At 65.8% G+C, this 18059-nt stretch carries 20 protein-coding genes and 1 tRNA gene; 9 read left to right on the top strand and 12 right to left on the bottom strand.

Going from position 1 to position 18059, the window contains the following annotated elements:
- Nucleotides 1-26: 26 nt before the first annotated feature.
- Together rpsG and rpsL are read right to left on the bottom strand one after the other, a co-directional pair.
- On the bottom strand, nt 27-500 hold the full coding sequence (gene rpsG / locus FOZ74_RS05445; RefSeq protein ID WP_146912114.1) for a 30S ribosomal protein S7: 474 nt from the start codon (nt 498-500) through the stop codon (nt 27-29).
- A 150-nt stretch (nt 501-650) separates the two neighbouring features.
- Nucleotides 651-1028, bottom strand: a complete 378-nt coding sequence (gene rpsL, locus FOZ74_RS05450; RefSeq protein ID WP_146912115.1) for a 30S ribosomal protein S12 — start codon at nt 1026-1028, stop codon at nt 651-653.
- 264 nt (nt 1029-1292) lie between these two features.
- On the opposite strand from rpsL, the gene ccmC reads away from it, so the two are divergent.
- The 9 genes from ccmC (at nt 1293) to ccmB (ending at nt 8329) form a co-directional block, all read left to right on the top strand.
- On the top strand, nt 1293-2108 hold the full coding sequence (gene ccmC / locus FOZ74_RS05455) for a heme ABC transporter permease CcmC (RefSeq protein ID WP_146912116.1): 816 nt from the start codon (nt 1293-1295) through the stop codon (nt 2106-2108).
- Nucleotides 2105-2245: a heme exporter protein CcmD gene (ccmD, locus tag FOZ74_RS05460; RefSeq protein ID WP_255437801.1), complete on the top strand. Its 141-nt coding sequence runs from the start codon at nt 2105-2107 to the stop codon at nt 2243-2245. Before ccmC ends, ccmD begins: the two co-directional genes overlap by 4 nt.
- Nucleotides 2246-2249: 4 nt before the next feature.
- Complete coding sequence (ccmE, locus tag FOZ74_RS05465) at nt 2250-2702, top strand: cytochrome c maturation protein CcmE (protein WP_146912117.1); 453 nt, start codon at nt 2250-2252, stop codon at nt 2700-2702.
- Entirely contained in the window at nt 2699-4735 is a 2037-nt protein-coding gene (locus FOZ74_RS05470) for a heme lyase CcmF/NrfE family subunit (protein WP_146912118.1), read from the top strand. The genes ccmE and FOZ74_RS05470 overlap by 4 nt, the downstream gene beginning before the upstream one ends.
- A complete protein-coding gene (locus FOZ74_RS05475) occupies nt 4732-5259 on the top strand; it encodes a DsbE family thiol:disulfide interchange protein (RefSeq protein WP_146912119.1) in 528 nt (175 codons plus the stop codon). The genes FOZ74_RS05470 and FOZ74_RS05475 overlap by 4 nt, the downstream gene beginning before the upstream one ends.
- On the top strand, nt 5252-5728 hold the full coding sequence (locus FOZ74_RS05480; RefSeq protein ID WP_349291079.1) for a cytochrome c-type biogenesis protein: 477 nt from the start codon (nt 5252-5254) through the stop codon (nt 5726-5728). Before FOZ74_RS05475 ends, FOZ74_RS05480 begins: the two co-directional genes overlap by 8 nt.
- Complete coding sequence (gene ccmI, locus FOZ74_RS05485; protein WP_146912120.1) at nt 5728-6936, top strand: c-type cytochrome biogenesis protein CcmI; 1209 nt, start codon at nt 5728-5730, stop codon at nt 6934-6936. The genes FOZ74_RS05480 and ccmI overlap by 1 nt, the downstream gene beginning before the upstream one ends.
- A gap of 77 nt (nt 6937-7013) precedes the next feature.
- Nucleotides 7014-7616, top strand: a complete 603-nt coding sequence (gene ccmA / locus FOZ74_RS05490; protein ID WP_255437802.1) for a cytochrome c biogenesis heme-transporting ATPase CcmA — start codon at nt 7014-7016, stop codon at nt 7614-7616.
- On the top strand, nt 7613-8329 hold the full coding sequence (ccmB, locus tag FOZ74_RS05495; RefSeq protein WP_146912121.1) for a heme exporter protein CcmB: 717 nt from the start codon (nt 7613-7615) through the stop codon (nt 8327-8329). The genes ccmA and ccmB overlap by 4 nt, the downstream gene beginning before the upstream one ends.
- A gap of 35 nt (nt 8330-8364) precedes the next feature.
- Here ccmB and FOZ74_RS05500 read toward each other — a convergent pair whose 3' ends face one another.
- From FOZ74_RS05500 to FOZ74_RS05545, 10 genes are all read right to left on the bottom strand, one after another.
- Entirely contained in the window at nt 8365-9528 is a 1164-nt protein-coding gene (locus tag FOZ74_RS05500; RefSeq protein WP_146912122.1) for a D-alanyl-D-alanine carboxypeptidase family protein, read from the bottom strand.
- 76 nt (nt 9529-9604) lie between these two features.
- Nucleotides 9605-10234 (bottom strand): alpha/beta hydrolase, encoded by a 630-nt coding sequence (locus FOZ74_RS05505; protein WP_146912123.1) that lies wholly within the window; start codon nt 10232-10234, stop codon nt 9605-9607.
- A gap of 35 nt (nt 10235-10269) precedes the next feature.
- Nucleotides 10270-10614 carry a (2Fe-2S) ferredoxin domain-containing protein gene (locus FOZ74_RS05510; protein WP_146912124.1) on the bottom strand — a complete coding sequence of 115 codons (345 nt, stop codon included), beginning with the start codon at nt 10612-10614 and terminating at the stop codon, nt 10270-10272.
- Nucleotides 10615-10636: 22 nt separating this feature from the next.
- Nucleotides 10637-11065 (bottom strand): CopD family protein, encoded by a 429-nt coding sequence (locus FOZ74_RS05515; protein WP_146912125.1) that lies wholly within the window; start codon nt 11063-11065, stop codon nt 10637-10639.
- 185 nt (nt 11066-11250) lie between these two features.
- Nucleotides 11251-11327, bottom strand: a tRNA-Arg gene (locus FOZ74_RS05520).
- A 36-nt stretch (nt 11328-11363) separates the two neighbouring features.
- Nucleotides 11364-13742 (bottom strand): DUF1631 family protein, encoded by a 2379-nt coding sequence (locus FOZ74_RS05525; protein ID WP_146912126.1) that lies wholly within the window; start codon nt 13740-13742, stop codon nt 11364-11366.
- A 58-nt stretch (nt 13743-13800) separates the two neighbouring features.
- Complete coding sequence (secF, locus tag FOZ74_RS05530) at nt 13801-14754, bottom strand: protein translocase subunit SecF (RefSeq protein WP_146912127.1); 954 nt, start codon at nt 14752-14754, stop codon at nt 13801-13803.
- A gap of 98 nt (nt 14755-14852) precedes the next feature.
- Complete coding sequence (gene secD / locus FOZ74_RS05535) at nt 14853-16754, bottom strand: protein translocase subunit SecD (protein ID WP_146912128.1); 1902 nt, start codon at nt 16752-16754, stop codon at nt 14853-14855.
- A 52-nt stretch (nt 16755-16806) separates the two neighbouring features.
- Entirely contained in the window at nt 16807-17142 is a 336-nt protein-coding gene (gene yajC, locus FOZ74_RS05540) for a preprotein translocase subunit YajC (RefSeq protein ID WP_146912129.1), read from the bottom strand.
- Between the two features lie 163 nt (nt 17143-17305).
- Complete coding sequence (locus FOZ74_RS05545; protein WP_432417473.1) at nt 17306-18055, bottom strand: nucleotidyltransferase family protein; 750 nt, start codon at nt 18053-18055, stop codon at nt 17306-17308.
- Between the last annotated feature and the right edge of the window lie 4 nt (nt 18056-18059).

Raw genomic sequence — 18059 nt, forward strand, 5'->3', positions numbered from 1 at the left:
GCCTTCGAGGGAAATAGGGGCGAAATTCAGAAACGGAAGTGGCTGAAGGCCCTGTTCGCCTCGGCCATGCGGTGCACCTCGTCGCGGCGCTTCATGGCGCCGCCACGGCCTTCCGTGGCTTCCATCAATTCGTTGGCAAGACGCTGCGCCATGGACTTCTCGCCACGCTTGCGCGCAGCCTCCTTGATCCAGCGCATCGACAAGGCCAGGCGGCGGATGGGACGCACCTCGACCGGCACCTGGTAGTTGGCGCCGCCGACACGGCGAGACTTCACCTCGACCATGGGCTTGACGTTGTTGATGGCAGTGGTGAACACCTCAAGGGCATTCTTTTCGGGTTGCTTTTTCTCGATCAGCTCGAGAGCGCCGTAGATGATGCGCTCGGCAACCGCCTTCTTGCCGCCCTCCATGATCACGTTCATGAATTTGGACAGCTCTACGTTGCCGAACTTGGGATCCGGCAGGATTTCACGTTTGGGGACTTCGCGACGACGTGGCATTTTTCACCTTTCGATTGCTTCAGCTGGCGCCTTGCGGGCGCCACGGAGGCCAAACCGGGACCTCCACTTACTCGACCCCGGCACGCGGGGCCATTACGCCACTCCCTGCGCCACGCAGGGGGCAGCACCTTGCCGGCTTGCGCCGATGTATTACTTGGCCTTGGGGCGCTTGGCGCCGTACTTGGAGCGCGCCTGCTTGCGATCTTTCACGCCCTGCAGGTCCAGCGAACCGCGCACGATGTGGTAGCGCACGCCCGGCAGGTCCTTGACACGACCGCCGCGCAGCAGCACCACGCTGTGCTCCTGCAGGTTGTGCCCTTCGCCGCCGATGTAGGAGATGACCTCGAAACCATTGGTCAGGCGCACCTTGGCCACCTTGCGCAGAGCCGAGTTCGGCTTCTTCGGAGTGGTGGTGTACACACGCGTGCACACCCCCCGGCGCTGCGGGCAGTTCTCCATTGCAGGGCTTTTGGATTTGACAACTTCGACCGTGCGGCCCTGGCGCACGAGTTGGTTAATGGTTGGCATGCAGTTACGTGTCCCTAAAGCGTGAATCCGCGGCACGACCCGCGCCGCGCGCAAGCCAACCGCCAAAGAAATCCGGAAAAGCCCGAAAGTGTACTATGCTCTGCGCGCCAATGCAATCTCTGCATGCGGCCTGTTCCACAGGGCCTGCGGGGACCCACGGCGCGCCGCGGGCATTGGTGTAGCTGCACGAAGGGTCTTTGAGGGCTTTGCGGACAAACACAGACAATACGGGATTACCTCCAACGCGATACAAAAGCCAGTCACATGACGGCACCGACGGCACCACGCAACTCCATCAACTGGTTCAAATATGCTGCTCCCGCGCGCTTTTACCCGCTCGCGGGCCGCGCGGTGGTGTGGTTTTCGGTGCTTGCGGTGCTGCTGGGTGCGCTCGGGCTGTTCATCGGCTTCGCGGTGGCGCCGACCGATGCGCAGCAGGGAGACGCCTATCGCATCATCTTCCTGCACGTGCCTACCGCCTGGCTGTCCATGGTCATCTATGTTGCCATGGCATTCTGGGCCGGTGTAGGCTTGGTGTTCAACACGCGCCTGGCTTCCATGATGGCAAGGGCGCTGGCACCCACAGGCGCCTTGATGACGTTTTTGGCGCTGTGGACCGGCGCGCTCTGGGGCAAACCGACCTGGGGCACCTGGTGGGTCTGGGACGCGAGGCTCACCTCCGAGCTGATCCTGCTCTTCCTGTACCTGGGCTTTCTCGCGCTGCATGCCTCCATCGATGACGAGCGCCGCGCCGACCGCGCCACCGCCGTTCTGGCGCTGGTGGGAGTGGTCAACGTTCCGATCATCTATTTCTCGGTGCAGTGGTGGAATACGCTGCACCAGGGGGCCTCGGTGAGCCTGACCAGCGCCCCGAGCATTGCCACTCCGATGTTGGCTGGCATGTTGATCAGCTCGGCTGCCGTGTGGTGCTACTGCATTGCGGTGGTGTTGGCGCGGGTGCGGCTGATCATGCTTGAACGCGAGCGCCATGCAAGCTGGGTGCAACGGGAACTGCAAGGGCACGGAGCAAGTCCATTGGAATCCTCCCCTTCCTCGCCGCCCCCCGGAGCCCCCACATGATTTACTGGTCGAGCTGGTCCGAGTTCCTGCACATGGGCGGCTACGGCCGCTACGTCTGGGGCTCGCTAGCGGTGATGATGGTGGTCATTGCTGCCGAGATCTGGCAGCTTCGCAGCCGTCGCCGGCACATGGAGTAAGAGCATGAGAAGCAGAACCAAACGCGGGCTGATCATCGTTGGTGGCCTGGCGGCGCTGGGCGTTGCAAGCGCCTTGGTGCTCAACGCCTTCCAGGACAACCTGGTGTTCTTCTTCAGCCCCTCGCAGGTGGCCAGCAGCGAGGCTCCCGTCGATCGCAGCTTTCGCCTGGGCGGGCTGGTGCAGGAAGGCAGCGTGCAGCGCAGCAGCGACAGCCTGGCCGTGCACTTTGTCGTCACCGACGGCGCCCAGGCCATCCCCGTCACCTACGACGGGCTGCTGCCCGACATGTTTCGCGAGGGCAAAGGCGTAGTCACCCAAGGGCGGTTGCAGGCGGACGGCAGTTTTCGCGCGGAGCAAGTCCTGGCCAAGCACGACGAGAACTACACCCCGAAGGAAGTGGCGGACATGCTCAAGACCACCTCGCTGGAGACGGGCAGCGGCGGAGCGCGGCCATGATCGCCGAAGTCGGTCAACTGGCCCTGGTGCTGGCACTGTGCCTTGCCCTCTTGCAAGGCACAGTGCCACTGATCGGGGCAGCACGCGGCAACGCCGACTGGATGGCGCTTGCCCGTCCCACCGCCTGGGGTCAATTCCTCTTCGTGGCCGGCGCCTTTGCCTGCCTGAGCTACCTGTTCGTGGTCAACGACTTCTCCGTGCTCTACGTCGTGCAGCACTCCAACTCGCAGCTGCCGCTGATCTACCGCATCTGCGCGGTCTGGGGCGGGCACGAGGGCTCCATCTTGCTGTGGGTGCTGATCCTGGCGTGCTGGACCCTGGCGGTGTCGCTGTTTTCGCGCAACCTCGACGACGAGACGCGCGCGCGCATCCTGGCCATCATGGGCCTGATCTCCGTGGGTCTGCTGCTGTTCATTCTGTTCACCTCCAACCCCTTCGAGCGCCTCTTGCCCGCCGCGGCCAATGGGCAGGACCTGAACCCGCAGCTGCAAGACCCGGGTTTGATCGCGCACCCGCCGCTGCTGTACATGGGCTACGTAGGCACCGTCGTGGCTTTCGCCTTTGCCATGGCCGCGCTGCTGGCGGGGCGGCTGGACGCGGCCTGGGCGCGCTGGTCGCGCCCCTGGGCCACCGTCTCCTGGGCCTTTCTCACGCTGGGCATTGCCGTGGGCAGCGCCTGGGCCTACTACGAGCTGGGCTGGGGTGGCTGGTGGTTCTGGGACCCGGTGGAAAACGCCTCGCTCATGCCCTGGCTGGTGAGCACCGCGCTGCTGCACTCGCTGGCCGTGACGGAAAAACGCAACACCTTCAAGCTGTGGACCGCACTGCTGGCGATCATCGCCTTCTCCCTGTCGCTGCTGGGTACCTTCCTGGTGCGCTCGGGCGTGCTCACCTCGGTGCATGCCTTTGCCACCGACCCCTCGCGCGGCATCTACATCCTGGCCTTTCTGAGCGTGGTGGTGGGCGGCTCGCTGCTGCTGTTTGCCTGGCGCGCACCGCGTGTGGGCCTGGGCGCGCGCTTCGCCATGGTCTCGCGCGAGGCCATGCTGCTGCTCAACAACGTCGTGCTGCTGGTCGCCTTTGCCGCGGTGCTGCTGGGCACGCTGTACCCTCTCATCATCGATGCCCTGGGCCTGGGCAAGCTCTCGGTGGGCCCGCCCTACTTCGAAGCGGTATTCGTTCCGCTCATCGCCCCGGCGCTGTTTCTCATGGGCGTGGGTCCGCTCACGCGCTGGCGCGAAGACCGCGCCATGGCGCTGGTGCGCAAGCTGCGCTGGGCGCTCATCGTGAGCCTGCTGGCCGCGCTCATCTCCCCGTGGCTGCTGGGCAACTGGAAGCCGTTGGTGGGCTTTGGTCTGTTCCTGGCTTTCTGGATCGCGGCCACCACCTTCTACAACCTCTACGAGCGCCTCAAGAACCACCCCTCGCCGAGCTGGGGCCGGCGTGTACGCACGCAGCCGGGCAGCTACTACGGCATGCTGCTGGCGCACCTGGGCGTGGCGGTGTTCATCGTCGGCGTAAGCATCGTCAACGGCTATGAGATCGAGAAAGATGTGACCATGGAGCCGGGCGAGAGCGTGACGCTGGCCGGCTACACCTTCTTGTTTGAAGGTACGCACGACAAGCGCGGCCCCAACTACAGCGCCGACGTGGGCGTGCTCAGCGTCACGCGCGACGGCCGGAGCGTGACCACGCTGCGCCCCGAGCGGCGTATCTACACCGCAGGGGCCAACCCTACGCCGATGACCGAGGCGTCGATCCACCCCGGGCTCACGCGCGACCTGTATGCGGCGCTGGGCGACAGACTGACCAACACCCGCTGGATCGTGCGGGTGTACTTCAAGCCCTTCGTAGACTGGATCTGGTTTGGCTGCTTGATGATGGCCCTGGGTGGAGGCTTGGCGGTGATGGACCGGCGCTATCGGCTCAAGCGGCGCCAGAGCGCTCCGGCGCGCGCTGCCGCGGGCGGCACGCCGGGCATGCCCCCGGGCGCACTGCCCCTGCCGGGTGCGGCCAAGGTGGCTGCGCCATGAGAAAAGGCATCGTGCCTCTGGCGGTATTTGCCGTTCTGATGGTGTTTTTGGGTATAGGACTCACGCTCAAGCCGCGCGAGCTGCCCTCGCCGCTCATCGACAAGCCCCTGCCCGCCTTTGCCCTGCCCCAGTTGAGCGATCCGCAGCAGACGGTGGCCGCCAAGGATCTGGCCGGAAAGGTCTGGATGCTCAACGTCTGGGCCTCCTGGTGCGTAGCCTGCCGCGTGGAGCACCCGGTACTCGTGGATCTGGCTCGAAACGACAAGTCCATCCTGATCTACGGGCTCAACTACAAGGACCAGCGCGAGGACGCGCTGCGCTGGCTTGCGCGTCTGGGCAATCCCTATCTGGAATCCTTCTCGGACACGCAGGGGCTGGTGGGCATCGACCTCGGGGTCTATGGCGTGCCCGAGACCTTCATCATCGATCGCCAAGGGGTGATCCGCTACAAGCACATCGGCCCCGTCACCCCCGAGGCGCTGCAAGAGACCATCCTGCCGCTGATGAGGAAGCTCGGTGCGTAGCTACCTTGCCCGCCTGATGCTCGTCGTCCTGGCCTGGCTTGGCGCCAGCGGCTGGGCCAGCGAGGCGCCCACGCTGGCCGCCGACCCGGCCCTGGAGGCACAGATGATGGATATCGCGCAGGAGCTGCGCTGCCTGGTGTGCCAGAACGAAACCATTGCCGCCTCACATGCCGATCTGGCGGTCGATTTGCGCCAGCAGATACGCAGCCAGCTTGGGCAGGGGCGCACGCCCGCGCAGATTCGCGAATTCATGGTGCAGCGCTACGGCGAGTTCGTGCTCTATCGCCCGCGCCTGAGCGCCAAGACGCTGCTGCTCTGGGGTGGGCCCTTTGTCTTGCTGCTGCTTGGCCTGTTCGTGCTGTGGCGCGCACTCAGAAGCCGCCCGGGCGCACCTGAACCAGGTGCGCTCACACCCCAGGAACAGCAAAAGGCACAGCAACTGCTTGGCCTTGCCAAGGAGAAGGATTGATGTCCGGTTTTGTGGCCTTGGCCGCGGTCATGGTGCTCGCTGCGCTGGGTGCGGTACTGCTTCCCCTGCTGCGTCGCAGCCAGCGCCCGCTGCAGCGCGGCGAAGATCTGGCGGTGCTCGCCGACGGCCTGCGCGAGCTCGATGCGGCGCTGGCTGCGGGCGACGTGGGCGCGGCCGAACACGAGAGAGCGCGCCTGGAACTGCAGCGCCAGGCGCTGCAGGCCGATCAGGCGGCGCACGCGCGGGCCCAGTCAAGCCAGCAGGCCAATTGGGCCGTCGCCCTGGCCACGGCCGTGGCGCTGCCCCTGCTGGCGGTGAGCGTCTATCTGACGGTGGGGCAACCGGGAGCGATCAGCAGCAAACATGTCGCCGTCCAGGCCAGTGACGCAGCGCCCCAGGCGCCCGATGAAACCACGCTCGCGGCCTTGCGGGCGCGTGTGGCGGCCGATGCCCAGGATGCATCTTCCTGGGTCTTGCTGGCCCGCGCGAGCATGCAGCTTGGACACGCCGACGAGGCCTTGGCCGCTTACGCCAAGGCCACGGCACTCGTGGACGACAGTCCCGACCTGTGGGTCGAGTACGCCAATACCCTTGCGGTTGCGCACGGGCGCGACCTCTCGGGAGAGCCGACCGTCATGGTTCAGCGGGCCTTGAAGATCGACCCGAACAACCTCAATGCGCTGGCGTTTGCCGGCCTGGCGGCATTGCAGCAGGGCGACGCGAAGACGGCGCTGCAGCACTGGGAGCACCTCAAGACCCTGTTGCCCGAAGGCGCAAAGGACGCCGAGACCATAGATCAGCTGATTGCGCGGGCGCGCGGCGAAGCGCCCACCGCGCAATCTTCGTCCGCCCCCGCCGGTGGGGCTGCCATCAGCGGCTCCGTCACGGTGGATCCGAGCATCGCCGACCGGATTGCCAGCACCGATACCTTGTTCGTCTTCGCGCGTGCCCCCAAGGGTCCGCCCATGCCCCTGGCCGCGCTGCGCGTATCCGCCACGGGTTGGCCCGTGGCCTTCACGCTCGACGACAGCAGCGCCATGGCCCAAGAGCTGCGGCTGTCACGCTTTACCCAGGTCAATCTGGTGGCGCGGGTTTCCAAGAGTGGCAGCGCCACGCCGCAGCCGGGAGATATCGAGGGGCATGTGGATGGGGTGGCCGCCGGCAGCAGCGGCGTGCATATCGTGCTCGATCGCGTCGTAGCGCACTGAGGGCGCCCAAAGTGGAGGCCGCTACAACCGCGCCGCCCGATCGCGCCGCCCGGGCTGGCACTGCGGCCCTGCAACTCGTGGGTCTGGGCTGCATACGGGCGCGTCGTGTTCTCTTTTCCGACCTTCACCTCGATCTGCCGGCCGGTCAGGTGTTGCGCGTGCAAGGCGCCAATGGTGCCGGCAAGACCAGCCTGCTGCGCATGGTCTGCGGTCTGCTGTCACCCAGCGCCGGGGAAGTGTTGTGGCAGGGCCAGCCCATTGCTCGTCTGCGTGAGGAATATGGGCGCCAACTGGTGTTTTTCGGGCATCTGCCGGGTGTCAAGCCCGAGCTTTCCGCGCTGGAGAACCTGCAGCTGCTGCTTGCGCTGAGCGGCATGCGGCCCAAGGCGTCCGCGGCTCTCGCCGCTCTGCAGGCGGCCGGCCTGGCAGGTCACGAACACGCGCCGGTACGCACGCTTTCGCAAGGCCAGCGCCGCCGCGCGGCCCTCGCACGACTGGTACTGAGCCACGCACCGCTGTGGGTGCTTGACGAACCCTTCAACGCGCTCGACCAGGTGGCGACACAGTGGCTGCTCGGGTTGATTGCGCGGCATGTCGCCGGCGGTGGCCTGGTGGTGCTTACGAGCCACCAGAGCGTGACTCTCGAACCCACGGTGCCGCAGCAGGTGCTGACGCTATGACGGACGCCCCGCTGCCCGCGCAGCAAGCCGGCGCGCCTGCCGGGCCTCTGACCGGCATCTGGCAATTGTTCATGCGCGATTTGCGCATTGCCCTGCGTCGCCAGACGGACTCTGCGGCCGCCATCGTCTTCTTCTTTCTCGTGGTCAGCCTGTTCCCGCTGGGCATCGGTGCCGAGGCGCAGCTGCTGCGTGCCATCGCGCCCGGCGTGATCTGGGTCGCGGCCCTGCTGGCAGCCATGCTGTCGCTGTCCCGCCTGTTTGCCGATGACCACCAGGACGGCAGCCTGGAGCAGATGCTGCTGGCCGCCACGCCCTTGCCCATGCTGGTGACCGCCAAGATATTGGCCCATTGGCTGAGCTCGGGCTTGTTGCTCACCCTGCTCTCCCCCGTCCTGGCGCTGCAGTTCGACCTGCCCGCAGAGGCCGTGGCGGTGCTCACACTGTCGCTGTTGCTCGGAACCCCGGCCCTGAGCCTGATCGGCGCCATCATGTCTGCGCTCACCCTCGGGGCGCGCGGCGGGGGTGTTCTGCTCGCGCTGCTGGTGCTGCCGCTGTACATCCCCGTGCTCGTCTTCGGCGCCGCCGCCGTGCAGTCGAGCGCGGCCGGCATGGGGGTTTCAGCGCACCTCTCGTTGATGGGAGCGATTCTGGCGCTGGCGGCCTTCCTCGGCCCCTGGGCTGCGGGATGGGCGCTGCGGATATCGGCAGAATAATAGCAGCCGCGCGGCGCCGCAGCTGCGCTACGCGCCTATTTGATCCACAAGCGCAGCGCGTCCCAGGCGCGGCCAAGCAGGCCGGCCTGCTCCACCGCTTCGAGCGCAACCAAGGGGAGCTCGGCGAGTTTTTGCTCACCCAGCATCACCTGCAGCACGCCCACCTCCTGCCCCTTGGCGTAGGGCGCGACCAAGGGGTCGGGGCGCACGATCTGCGTCGTGATCTTTCCGGCGCTGCCGGCTGGCACCGTCACCACGGTAGCTTGCGAGCGGCCGATCTTGAGCGTGTTCTGCGCCCCTTTCCAGAGCTGGGGCGTCGCGACGGCCTGTCCCGCGTCGAAGAGCTTGACGTCGTCGAAAGCGCTGTAGCCCCAGTTCAGGAGCTTTTGCGTTTCGTTGGCGCGGATGTTGTCGCTGTCGGCGCCGAGGACGACCGCCACGACCCGTCGCTCGCCGAGCTGGGGGAATTCCCGCTTGGCCGTCGCCACCAGGCAGTAACCTGCCGCCGCGGTATGACCGGTCTTGAGTCCGTCCACCGTGGGGTCACGAAACAATAGCACGTTGCGGTTGTTGGCGTTGGCCTTGGGCGTGCCTTCATAGCGGTATTGCTTGATCCCGAAGTAATGCATGTACTCGGGGAAATCCTGCACCAGATGCTTGGACAACACCGCCAGGTCGCGCGCGGTCGTATGGTGGCCCGCCTCGGTCAGGCCCTCCGGGTTCTTGTACGAGGTGCCGGCGAGCCCGAGCGCCTTGGCCTGATCGTTCATCATGCGCACGAAGTTTTCTGCGCTGCCGCCCACGCCTTCGGCCAAGGCCATGGACGCGTCGTTGCCCGACTGCACGATCATGCCCTTGAGCAGGTCGTCCACCGGCACCTGCATCTTGGGATCGATGAACATGCGCGAGCCGGGCATCTTCCAGGCGAGCTCGCTGACCGAAAATCGCTGGTCGAGCGTGATCTTCTTGGCGCGCAAGGCGTCAAACACCACATAGCTCGTCATCAGCTTGGTCAGGGAAGCGGGCTCGATGGGCGCGTCGATGTCCTTGGCGGCAAGAATCTGGCCCGAGGTCAGGTCCATCACCAGGTAGTTGCGCGCCGCAATCTCGGGGGCCGGCGGCAGTTGCGCAAAGCTCAGCAGCGGCGCGAGCGCAAGCAGAGCCACCCACCGTGTAAGAAAAGCAAAAGGAAATTTCATGTTGCGTGGCGTTCGCGCAGCGGGCGAGCGCCTGGGTCTGTGAAAGAAAAAACGGGCCGCACCCGCGATGCGAGCGTCAGAACACGGCCTGCAGGTGCCGTCCGACGAGCGCCCTGAGCAGCGGCAATTGTCCGTGAAAGAAGTGTGCACCGCCGGGTACAACCGTGACAGGGAGTAGCTGAGGCCGAGCCCAGTCGAACACGGCGGCAAGCGGCACGACATCATCGTGTTCACCGTGCACCACCAGTGTCCGCATGCGCGCCGGCTCGGGCACTTGGGCAACGTCGAAATTGCTGGCGGCTGCGCCCACCAGCACTGCATGCGTTGGGGTGCGTTCCTCCCACAGCGCGTGCAGTGCCTGGCTTGCCACAAAGGCGCCGAAGGAAAAGCCGGCCACGGCCAGCGGCCCTGAGGGAACGACCTGCTGCACGACCGCGAGCATGTCTTCCAACTCTCCACGGCCCCCATCGTAGGCACCGGCGGAAGCACCGACACCCCGGAAATTGAAACGCACCGCGGCAAATCCGGCCATCACGAAGGCGCGTGCCAGCGTCTGGACGACCTTGTTGTCCATGGTGCCACCAAACTGCGGGTGCGGGTGAGCGACGACCGCCGTACCGCGCAGCTGCGTTCCATCGTCCGGTGCGCTGCGCACCGCTTCGATCGCCCCGGCGGGGCCTTCCAATTCAAGACGCTGCGACTGCATGGCGCATCAGACCGTGGTTTGCGGGGCGATGGCGTTCACCGGCCCACCTCGTCAGGCAACACCAGACGCTCAACGATCTGTCCGTGCTTGAGGTGCGCTTCGACGATCTCATCGATGTCGGCCAGATCCACATAGGTGTACCAAACGCCTTCGGGGTAGACGACGGCGACCGGGGCGCCCGCACAGCGGTTCAGGCAGCCCGCCTTGTTGACCCTGACCTTGCCCTTGCCCGCAAGGCCCTCGTCCTTGACGCGGCCCTTGCAGTGTTGAAATGCCTCCTGCGCTCCATGCTGGGCGCAGCAATAGTCGCCGTTGTCGCGCTGATTGAGGCAAAAGAAGATATGCCGCCCATAGTACGGCGCGGATCGGGAATCGTTCATGCCCGCCATTGTAGAAAGCCGCTCAAAATGGTTTGACCACGACCAGCACCACCGCGGCCAGCAGCAGCACCACGGGGGCCTCGTTGAACCAGCGATACCACCGATGGCCATGGCGGCTGGACCCTTGCGCCAGGCGGCGCAGCTCCAGCATGCACCACCCGTGATAGACCAACAGAACAAGAACCACCAGCAGCTTGGCGTGCAGCCAGCCGTTGCCAGGCCCCCGGCCTATGCCGTAGCCCAGCCACAACCACAGCCCCAATGCGAGCGCCGGCACGGCCAGCAGACTCATGAACCGCATGAGCTTGCGTGCCATCAGGAGCAGGCGCTGACGCTCCGCCACCGATCCTGGCGCCACCATGGCCAGGTTGACGAAGATGCGCGGCAGATAGAACAGCCCGGCGAACCAGCTGACCACGAAAACGATATGCAAAGACTTGACCCACAGCATGCGGCGGCATCATCCATAAAAAGGAGCCCGGCACATGGCCGGGCAGACAAGCCTCTGTGGCCGCATGCGGCCCGAGGCCCCGCTCAGGGAGGAAAGCGGGGGGTGGTCGCCCACCCGCAGACAATCTAGCACCGCGCACCCGGCCCCGCAAGCCACGTCCCGAAACGGGACCCTGCGGACCCTGATGGCCTGCCCGGAGGGACTCGAACCCCCGACCTATTGCTTAGAAGGCAATTGCTCTGTCCAGTTGAGCTACGGGCAGGAAAGGCGCGCCGCAGGAATGCGCTGGCTCGAGCTCTCAGCTCAACAGACGCTCCGGGTTGGCGTTGAGTTTGGCCACCACGTTGCGCGTGGCGCGCACCGTGATGCCTTCGACATCCTGCGGCGTGAGCAGCCGCGCCTGGAGATAGGCCGCCAGCCGCCGCGCCTGAAAGAGGTAATTCTGCCCGCTCGGCGCAATGAACAAATGCAACTGCTTGCGCTGGCTATGCCAGACGTATTGCACTCGCATGGTGCCGCCGTTGTGGTCCAGCGTGTACCAGGTGCCCAGAGGCAGTTCGTTGGCGCGCTTGAGCGCCTCGCTCTGAACCGGCGCATCGGTGTCCGGGATGACGTCGATGGCGGAGGCATCGATGCCAAGCAGCAGCTCGATGTTCTCGGCGTTCAGCGGAATGTCGCCCAGGCTCTCGTCGCTGATGAAGTCTTCCAGGTCCACCAGGCGCTGGGCCATCTCGTCGATGCGCTCCTGGGCGATCACCGCCGTCTTGGCGACGAAGGCTTCGGCCAGCGTGTCGGTCAATTCCTTGATTTGCGCGTCCTGCGCTTCACCTTCCATGCCGACCAGAGCCAAGCCCCGGCGCAGGCGTTCGAGAATACCCGGAAGCATCTGGATCACCTGGTTACGCTCACTGCGGTTGGGTTTGGCGCCCGATGCCCACACCAGGTCGGCCGCCACCCGCTTGTACTGCGTGGTCTCCTTGTCCTGCACCCCATACTTCACCGCCGCCATGGCCAGCACCTCGGCCCAGGTGCGAAACAGGAAGTCGCGTATCTCCTCGCGCACCGGCATGTCGCGCAGCATGGTGCGCAGCTCGATCGTGAACTGGACGGTGAGCGTCTCCTTTTGCTCCATCTGCTGGGCCACACCCACGATCTCGGAGCTGGTCTTCTGCGCCTTCACGAGCGAGTCGGCAAGGAATTTCTCGAATTCGTCGTGGACGATCTGAAACACCTTGCTGCCCGTCTCCGGATATTGCTCTATGACCTGGACCACCCGGCGGATCTCCTTCTCCAGCGCGCTGCCATTGATCGCATTGGCGTCAAAGCCCAGCACGCACGAGCCCATGCGGTCGATCAGCTTGCGCGCCGGGTGGTCCACCTGGTTGAAGAATTCGGGCTCGGCCAGCGCCACCCTGAGCACCGGTACCTGCAGGCGCGCGAACCATACGCGCACCGAAGGCGGGATGCGATCCTCGTCCAGAATGCTCTGGAACATCAACGCGACGATTTCGATGATCGCCTTCTCGCTGGCCGTTTCCGCCTTTTCCTTGAGTTCGACAGCGCGCTGGCGCACTTCGGTCACCGCCTGGGCCACGGCGACCGGCGTGTAGGCGGAAACCAGCATGTGCGGCCCGGCACCACCATAGAAGGCATTGGCCTGCACCTGCATGGAACCGAGCGCCTGCGACAAGGCCATGGTTGCGGGCGGGGCGTGCACCGGGCTGAACCCCGTCGATGACTGGATCAGCAAATGCTGCAGCTGCACCATGACCTCCTCGGCACGCTGGCGCGTCATGTCCAGCTGCGACCAGCCGTAGGCCTGCGCCGCATCGACCGCCTGGGCGCTGCCGGGAAAACTGCCGTAGGCCGAGGGAGCCACCATGCCCGGGGGCGGCGCCAGATGCGCCCCCGCCGAACCGAGCTGGGAGCCACTGGCCAGCGCCCCATAGCCCGAAGTCGCGGCTTGGCTGGCGGCAAAAGCCGCCGCTGCGCCCGCGTGCGCGCGTGAGGTGGCCGACGGCGGCCGGACTACTCGGCTGCGCAGCGCCGCCAGGTCGGGCACGCCTTGTTTGTCATAGAGCTCGACCACCGCTTCATAGGCCGGCACTGCCGCCTTGGTCAGGGCGGTTTCGAGCGAATCGAACACGAGATCCAGCTCGTCGCGCGACAAGCCGGCGTCAAACCATTGGTCCACCAGCGCCAGGCATGCGACTTCGGGGCGCAGCACGTCGTCCGCCTCGAGCTCACGACCCTCGAGGTATTTGGTGCGCTGGCGCACCGCCTCCAGCGTGCTGTCCGCCTTGGCGGCAATCGCACGCGCAAGCCGCGCACCGAGCAAGCGGTTTTCCACCGCATCTTCACTCACCAGCTGCAGACCATCGAGCCCGCCGCCGGAGAGCCCATGCGGCGCGGATTTGCGCTGGGCGCCACCTTCAGCGTCACGCCATGCCTGGGCGACCCCGTCTGCCCACTTCTGGTGGTGGCTGCGGTAATGCAGCCAGGTGTCGCGGCGGCGCTGCATCACCTGGTGCGTGGCGACCTCTCCGACCAGTTCGTTCAAGGCATCAAAGAGCGCCTTGTCCACGCCCGGCAGGCTGTCGCACAAGCTCTGCACGAAATGCCGGCGCGCTGCGCCGGCAAGGTCGCTGGATGGGCGGTACATAGGTGTCGAGGCCATGGAAGCCGCATATTACCCGCTGCCGATAGTCACCAGCGCGACACCGCCATCCAGACCTTCAGACCACTGCTCCGGCGTTCGGATCGTTGGGGTCACCGCCCTTGTGCGTGTGCACCTTGGCCAGATCCTCGCGCTTGACACCGAGCCACATTGCGATCGCGGCGGCAACGAACACCGAAGAGTAGATGCCGAACAGGATGCCTATGGTCAGCGCCAGCGCGAAGTAGTGCAGGCTGGGGCCGCCGAAGAAAAACATCGACAACACCATGGCCTCGGTGGACGCATGGGTGATCACCGTGCGGCTCATGGTGCTGGTGATGCCATGGTCTATCACCTCGTGCGGCGTCAGCTTGCGGAACTTGCGGAAAGCCTCGCGGATACGGTCGAAGATCACCACCGACTCGTTGACCGAGTAACCGAGCACCGCCAGCACGCCCGCCAGCACCGAGAGCGAGAACTCCCACTGGAAGAAGGCAAAGAAGCCCAGGATGATCACCACGTCGTGCAGGTTGGCGATGATGCCGGCCACACCGAACTTCCATTCGAAGCGGATCGACAGATAGATGACGATGCCCAGTACCACCATGCCCAGCGCCATCAGGCCGCCGTGCACCAGTTCATCACCCACCTGCGGCCCGACGAATTCGGTGCGCCGCAGCGTGACGCCGGCATCCTGCGCCTTGAGCGCCGCCATCACGTCCTCGCTCTGCTGCGCGGAGGTCACGCCCTTTTGCACGGGCAGGCGGATCATCACGTCGCGCGAGGTACCGAAGTTCTGCACGATCACGTCCTGATAGCCCAGGCCGGAGATGGCCTCGCGCACCTTGCCGATGTCGGCAGTCTGCTCGTAGGCCACCTCCATCACGGTGCCGCCGGTGAACTCCACCGACAGGTGCAACCCGCGCGTGAGCAGGAAAAAGACGGCAAGAGCGAAGGTCACGAAGGAAATCACGTTGAAGACCAACGCGTACTTCATGAACGGAATGTCCTTGCGGATGCGGAAGAACTCCATTTTTTATCCTCTATCCAGCGTTTTCGGCGGAAGTCCGCATGCGCACGACGCATGGGGAGATGGAGCCAAAAATTCCATGGTTTCTGGCTCCCGCCGGTTCAGTTGTTGTAGCCGCGACCGGCCACGGAGCGCAGCTCGCTGCCGTCCTCGGGCTTCCAGATCTGGCCGATCGAGATGCTCTTGAGCTTCTTTTTCTTGCCATACCAGAGATTGACCACGCCGCGCGAGAAGAACACCGCCGAGAACATGCTGGTGAGAATGCCGATGCAGTGCACCACGGCAAAGCCACGCACCGGGCCGGAGCCAAAGGCCAGCAGCGCAAGACCCGCGATCAGCGTGGTGACGTTGGAGTCAAGGATCGTCGCCCAGGCGTTCTCGTAGCCTGCGTGGATGGCGGACTGGGGTGCAACGCCAGCGCGCAGCTCCTCGCGGATGCGCTCGTTGATCAGCACGTTGGAGTCGATCGCCACGCCCAGCGCCAGCGCCATGGCGGCGATGCCCGGCAAGGTGAGCGTGGCCTGCAGCATGGACAGCACCGCGATCAGGAGCAGCACGTTGACCGACAGCGCCAGCGTGGAGAACACGCCGAACAGCAGGTAGTAGATGCACATGAAGGCGGCGATCACCGCCATGCCCCAGACCACGGAGTGGATGCCGCGCTGGATGTTGTCCGCCCCCAGGCTCGGGCCTATGGTGTATTCCTCGATGATCTCCATGGGCGCGGCGAGCGAGCCCGCGCGCAGCAGCAGCGCCGTGTCGTTGGCTTCCACCGTGGTCATGCGCCCGGAAATCTGCACCCGGCCGCCCCCGATCTCGGTGCGTATCACCGGCGCGGTGACGACCTCACCCTTGCCCTTCTCGAACAGCACGATGGCCATGCGCTTGCCCACGTTCTCGCGCGTGACGTCCTTGAAGATGCGCGAGCCCTTGGCGTCCAGCGTCAGGTTCACGGTGGGTTCCTGCGTCTGGCCGTCAAAGCCGGGCTGGGCGTCGGTGAGGTTTTCACCCGTCAGAATCACCTGCTTCTTGACGATGACCGCCTGCTGGTTGCGGTCCAGGTACTTCTCGTCGCCGAACGGCACCGGGCCGGTGCCCATTTCCGCAGCACGGCCTTCGGTGGATTCATCCACCATGCGCACTTCCAGCGTGGCGGTGCGCCCGAGGATGTCCTTGGCCTTGGCGGTGTCCTGCACGCCGGGCAGCTGCACCACGATGCGGTCCAGCCCCTGCTGCTGGATCACCGGCTCGGCCACGCCGAGCTCGTTGATGCGGTTGTGCAGCGTGACGATGTTCTGCTTGAGCGCCTGCTCCTGCACCTTGCGCAGAGACTCGGGCTTGATCGTGGCCGTGAGCAGCTGCGCCTCGCCGTCGGGTGCCACAGCCACCTGCAGGTCGGGGAACTGATCACCGACCAGATTGCGCGCCGCAGCCACCGCCGCGTCGTCGCGCAGACGCACGCGGATGCTCTGGCCCTCGCGCGAAATGCCGCCGTGACGGATGCCCTTCTCGCGCAGCGAGGTGCGCAGGTCGCCCGCATAGGATTCGGCCTTCTTGGTCAGCGCCGCCTGCATGTCCACCTGCAGCATGAAGTGCACGCCGCCACGCAGGTCCAGCCCCAGATACATGGGGCGCGCGTTGATCGCGGTGAGCCAGTCCGGCGAGCGCGACACCAGGTTCAGCGCCACGATGTAGGGCGGGTCCGACGGGTCGGGGATCAGCGCCTTCTCGATCGCGTCCTTGGCCTTGAGCTGGTCGTCGGGCGTGTCGAAGCGCGCGCGCACCGAGCTGCCCTCGAGCACCACCGAGTCGGACTTCAGCCCCGCCGCCTGGATGGCCTGCTGCACGCGCTCGAGCACCGCGGCGTCGATCTTGATCGTCGCCTTCGCCGAAGAGACCTGCACGGCCGGAGCCTCGCCATAGAAATTGGGCAGCGTGTACAGCGCCGCGACGAGCAGCGCGACCGCGATGATCACGTACTTCCAGGCCGGATAACGGTTCATTTCATGCTCTCTCGACGTGGCCGGGCCACGCCGCACCCGCACGGGGCGCGGTTTACTTGATCGTGCCCTTGGGCAGGACTTGCGACACGGCGCTGCGCTGCACCTGGACTTCCACGCCCGGCGCTATCTCGACATGCAGCGTCGATTCGTTCAGACGCGTGACCTTGCCCAGAACCCCGCCAGCGGTGGCCACCTCGTCGCCCTTGGCCAGCGCCTCGATCATGCTGCGGTGCTCTTTCTGGCGCTTCATCTGCGGGCGGATCATGATGAAGTAGAGCACCACGAACATCAGCACCAGAGGCAGCATGCCTCCGAGCGAGCTCATCAGGTCACCACCGCCGGCGGCTGCGGCCGGCGCGGTCTGGGCATATGCGGAAGAAATCAACACGGTTTACTCCAGGAGGGGTCATGTGGGCCGGCTGGGCCCCGGGCAAACGGCGCGGGCAGCGGCGAACCGGCAATTGTATTCGTCACCCGGTCCGGCGCCCGGCGTGCCGCCGCAGGGCGGACCTGCCCCCATACACGCAGGGCATGCCGCGTGCCGTGAACATTCAAGGCGCTGGCCCGAAAGGCTGGCCGTTGAGCTGGGCCAGCCGCGCCGGCGTGCCGACATCGACCCAGAGGCCGCGGTAGAGCTCGGCGCTGACGCGTCCTGCCGCCATGGCCGCGCGCAGCAGCGGTGCCAGCGGCGCCGCGCGGCCCTCGGGGTTGCCGCAGGCAAGGCCACACCAGGGCGGCATGAAGAGCTGCGCGCGCAGCAAGGCGATGGTGCTGTAGGTATGGCGCGGGCCGGGATGGCCTGGCGGCAGATCGAGCGCGCGACCGTCTGCCGAGAGGCCGAAATCACCCTCGCGGTGGTGTTCGGGGTTGGGAACCAGCCACAGGTGCGCGAGCGCATGGCTGTGCATGAACCGCTCGACCGCTTGCGCCGGATAGTCGAAATCGGGCGCAAAGACGTCGCCCGCTGCCAGCCAGAACACCTCGGACAAGCGCGGCAGGGCCCGGACGATGCCGCCCGCGGTCTCCAGTGCGCGGCCAAAATCCCGCCCTTCGTTCGAATATGAAATCGATAGCTTCTGGCGCTTGTCCATCAAGGGGAAAGGCGCAAAAACATCACCAAACACCCGACCGATTGCATCGCCCTGCCAGGCGGTATTGATCACGGCCTTGCGCACGCCGGCCGTAGCCAGCGCCCGCAAATGCCAGTGCAGCAGCGGGCGTCCGCGCACCTGCAGCAATGGCTTGGGGCAGGTGTCGGTCAAGGGCCGCATGCGCTCGCCGCGGCCAGCGGCAAGCAGCATCGCG

It is taken from the genome of Comamonas flocculans (assembly GCF_007954405.1).
GTDB classification, from domain to species: Bacteria; Pseudomonadota; Gammaproteobacteria; order Burkholderiales; family Burkholderiaceae_C; genus Comamonas_C; species Comamonas_C flocculans.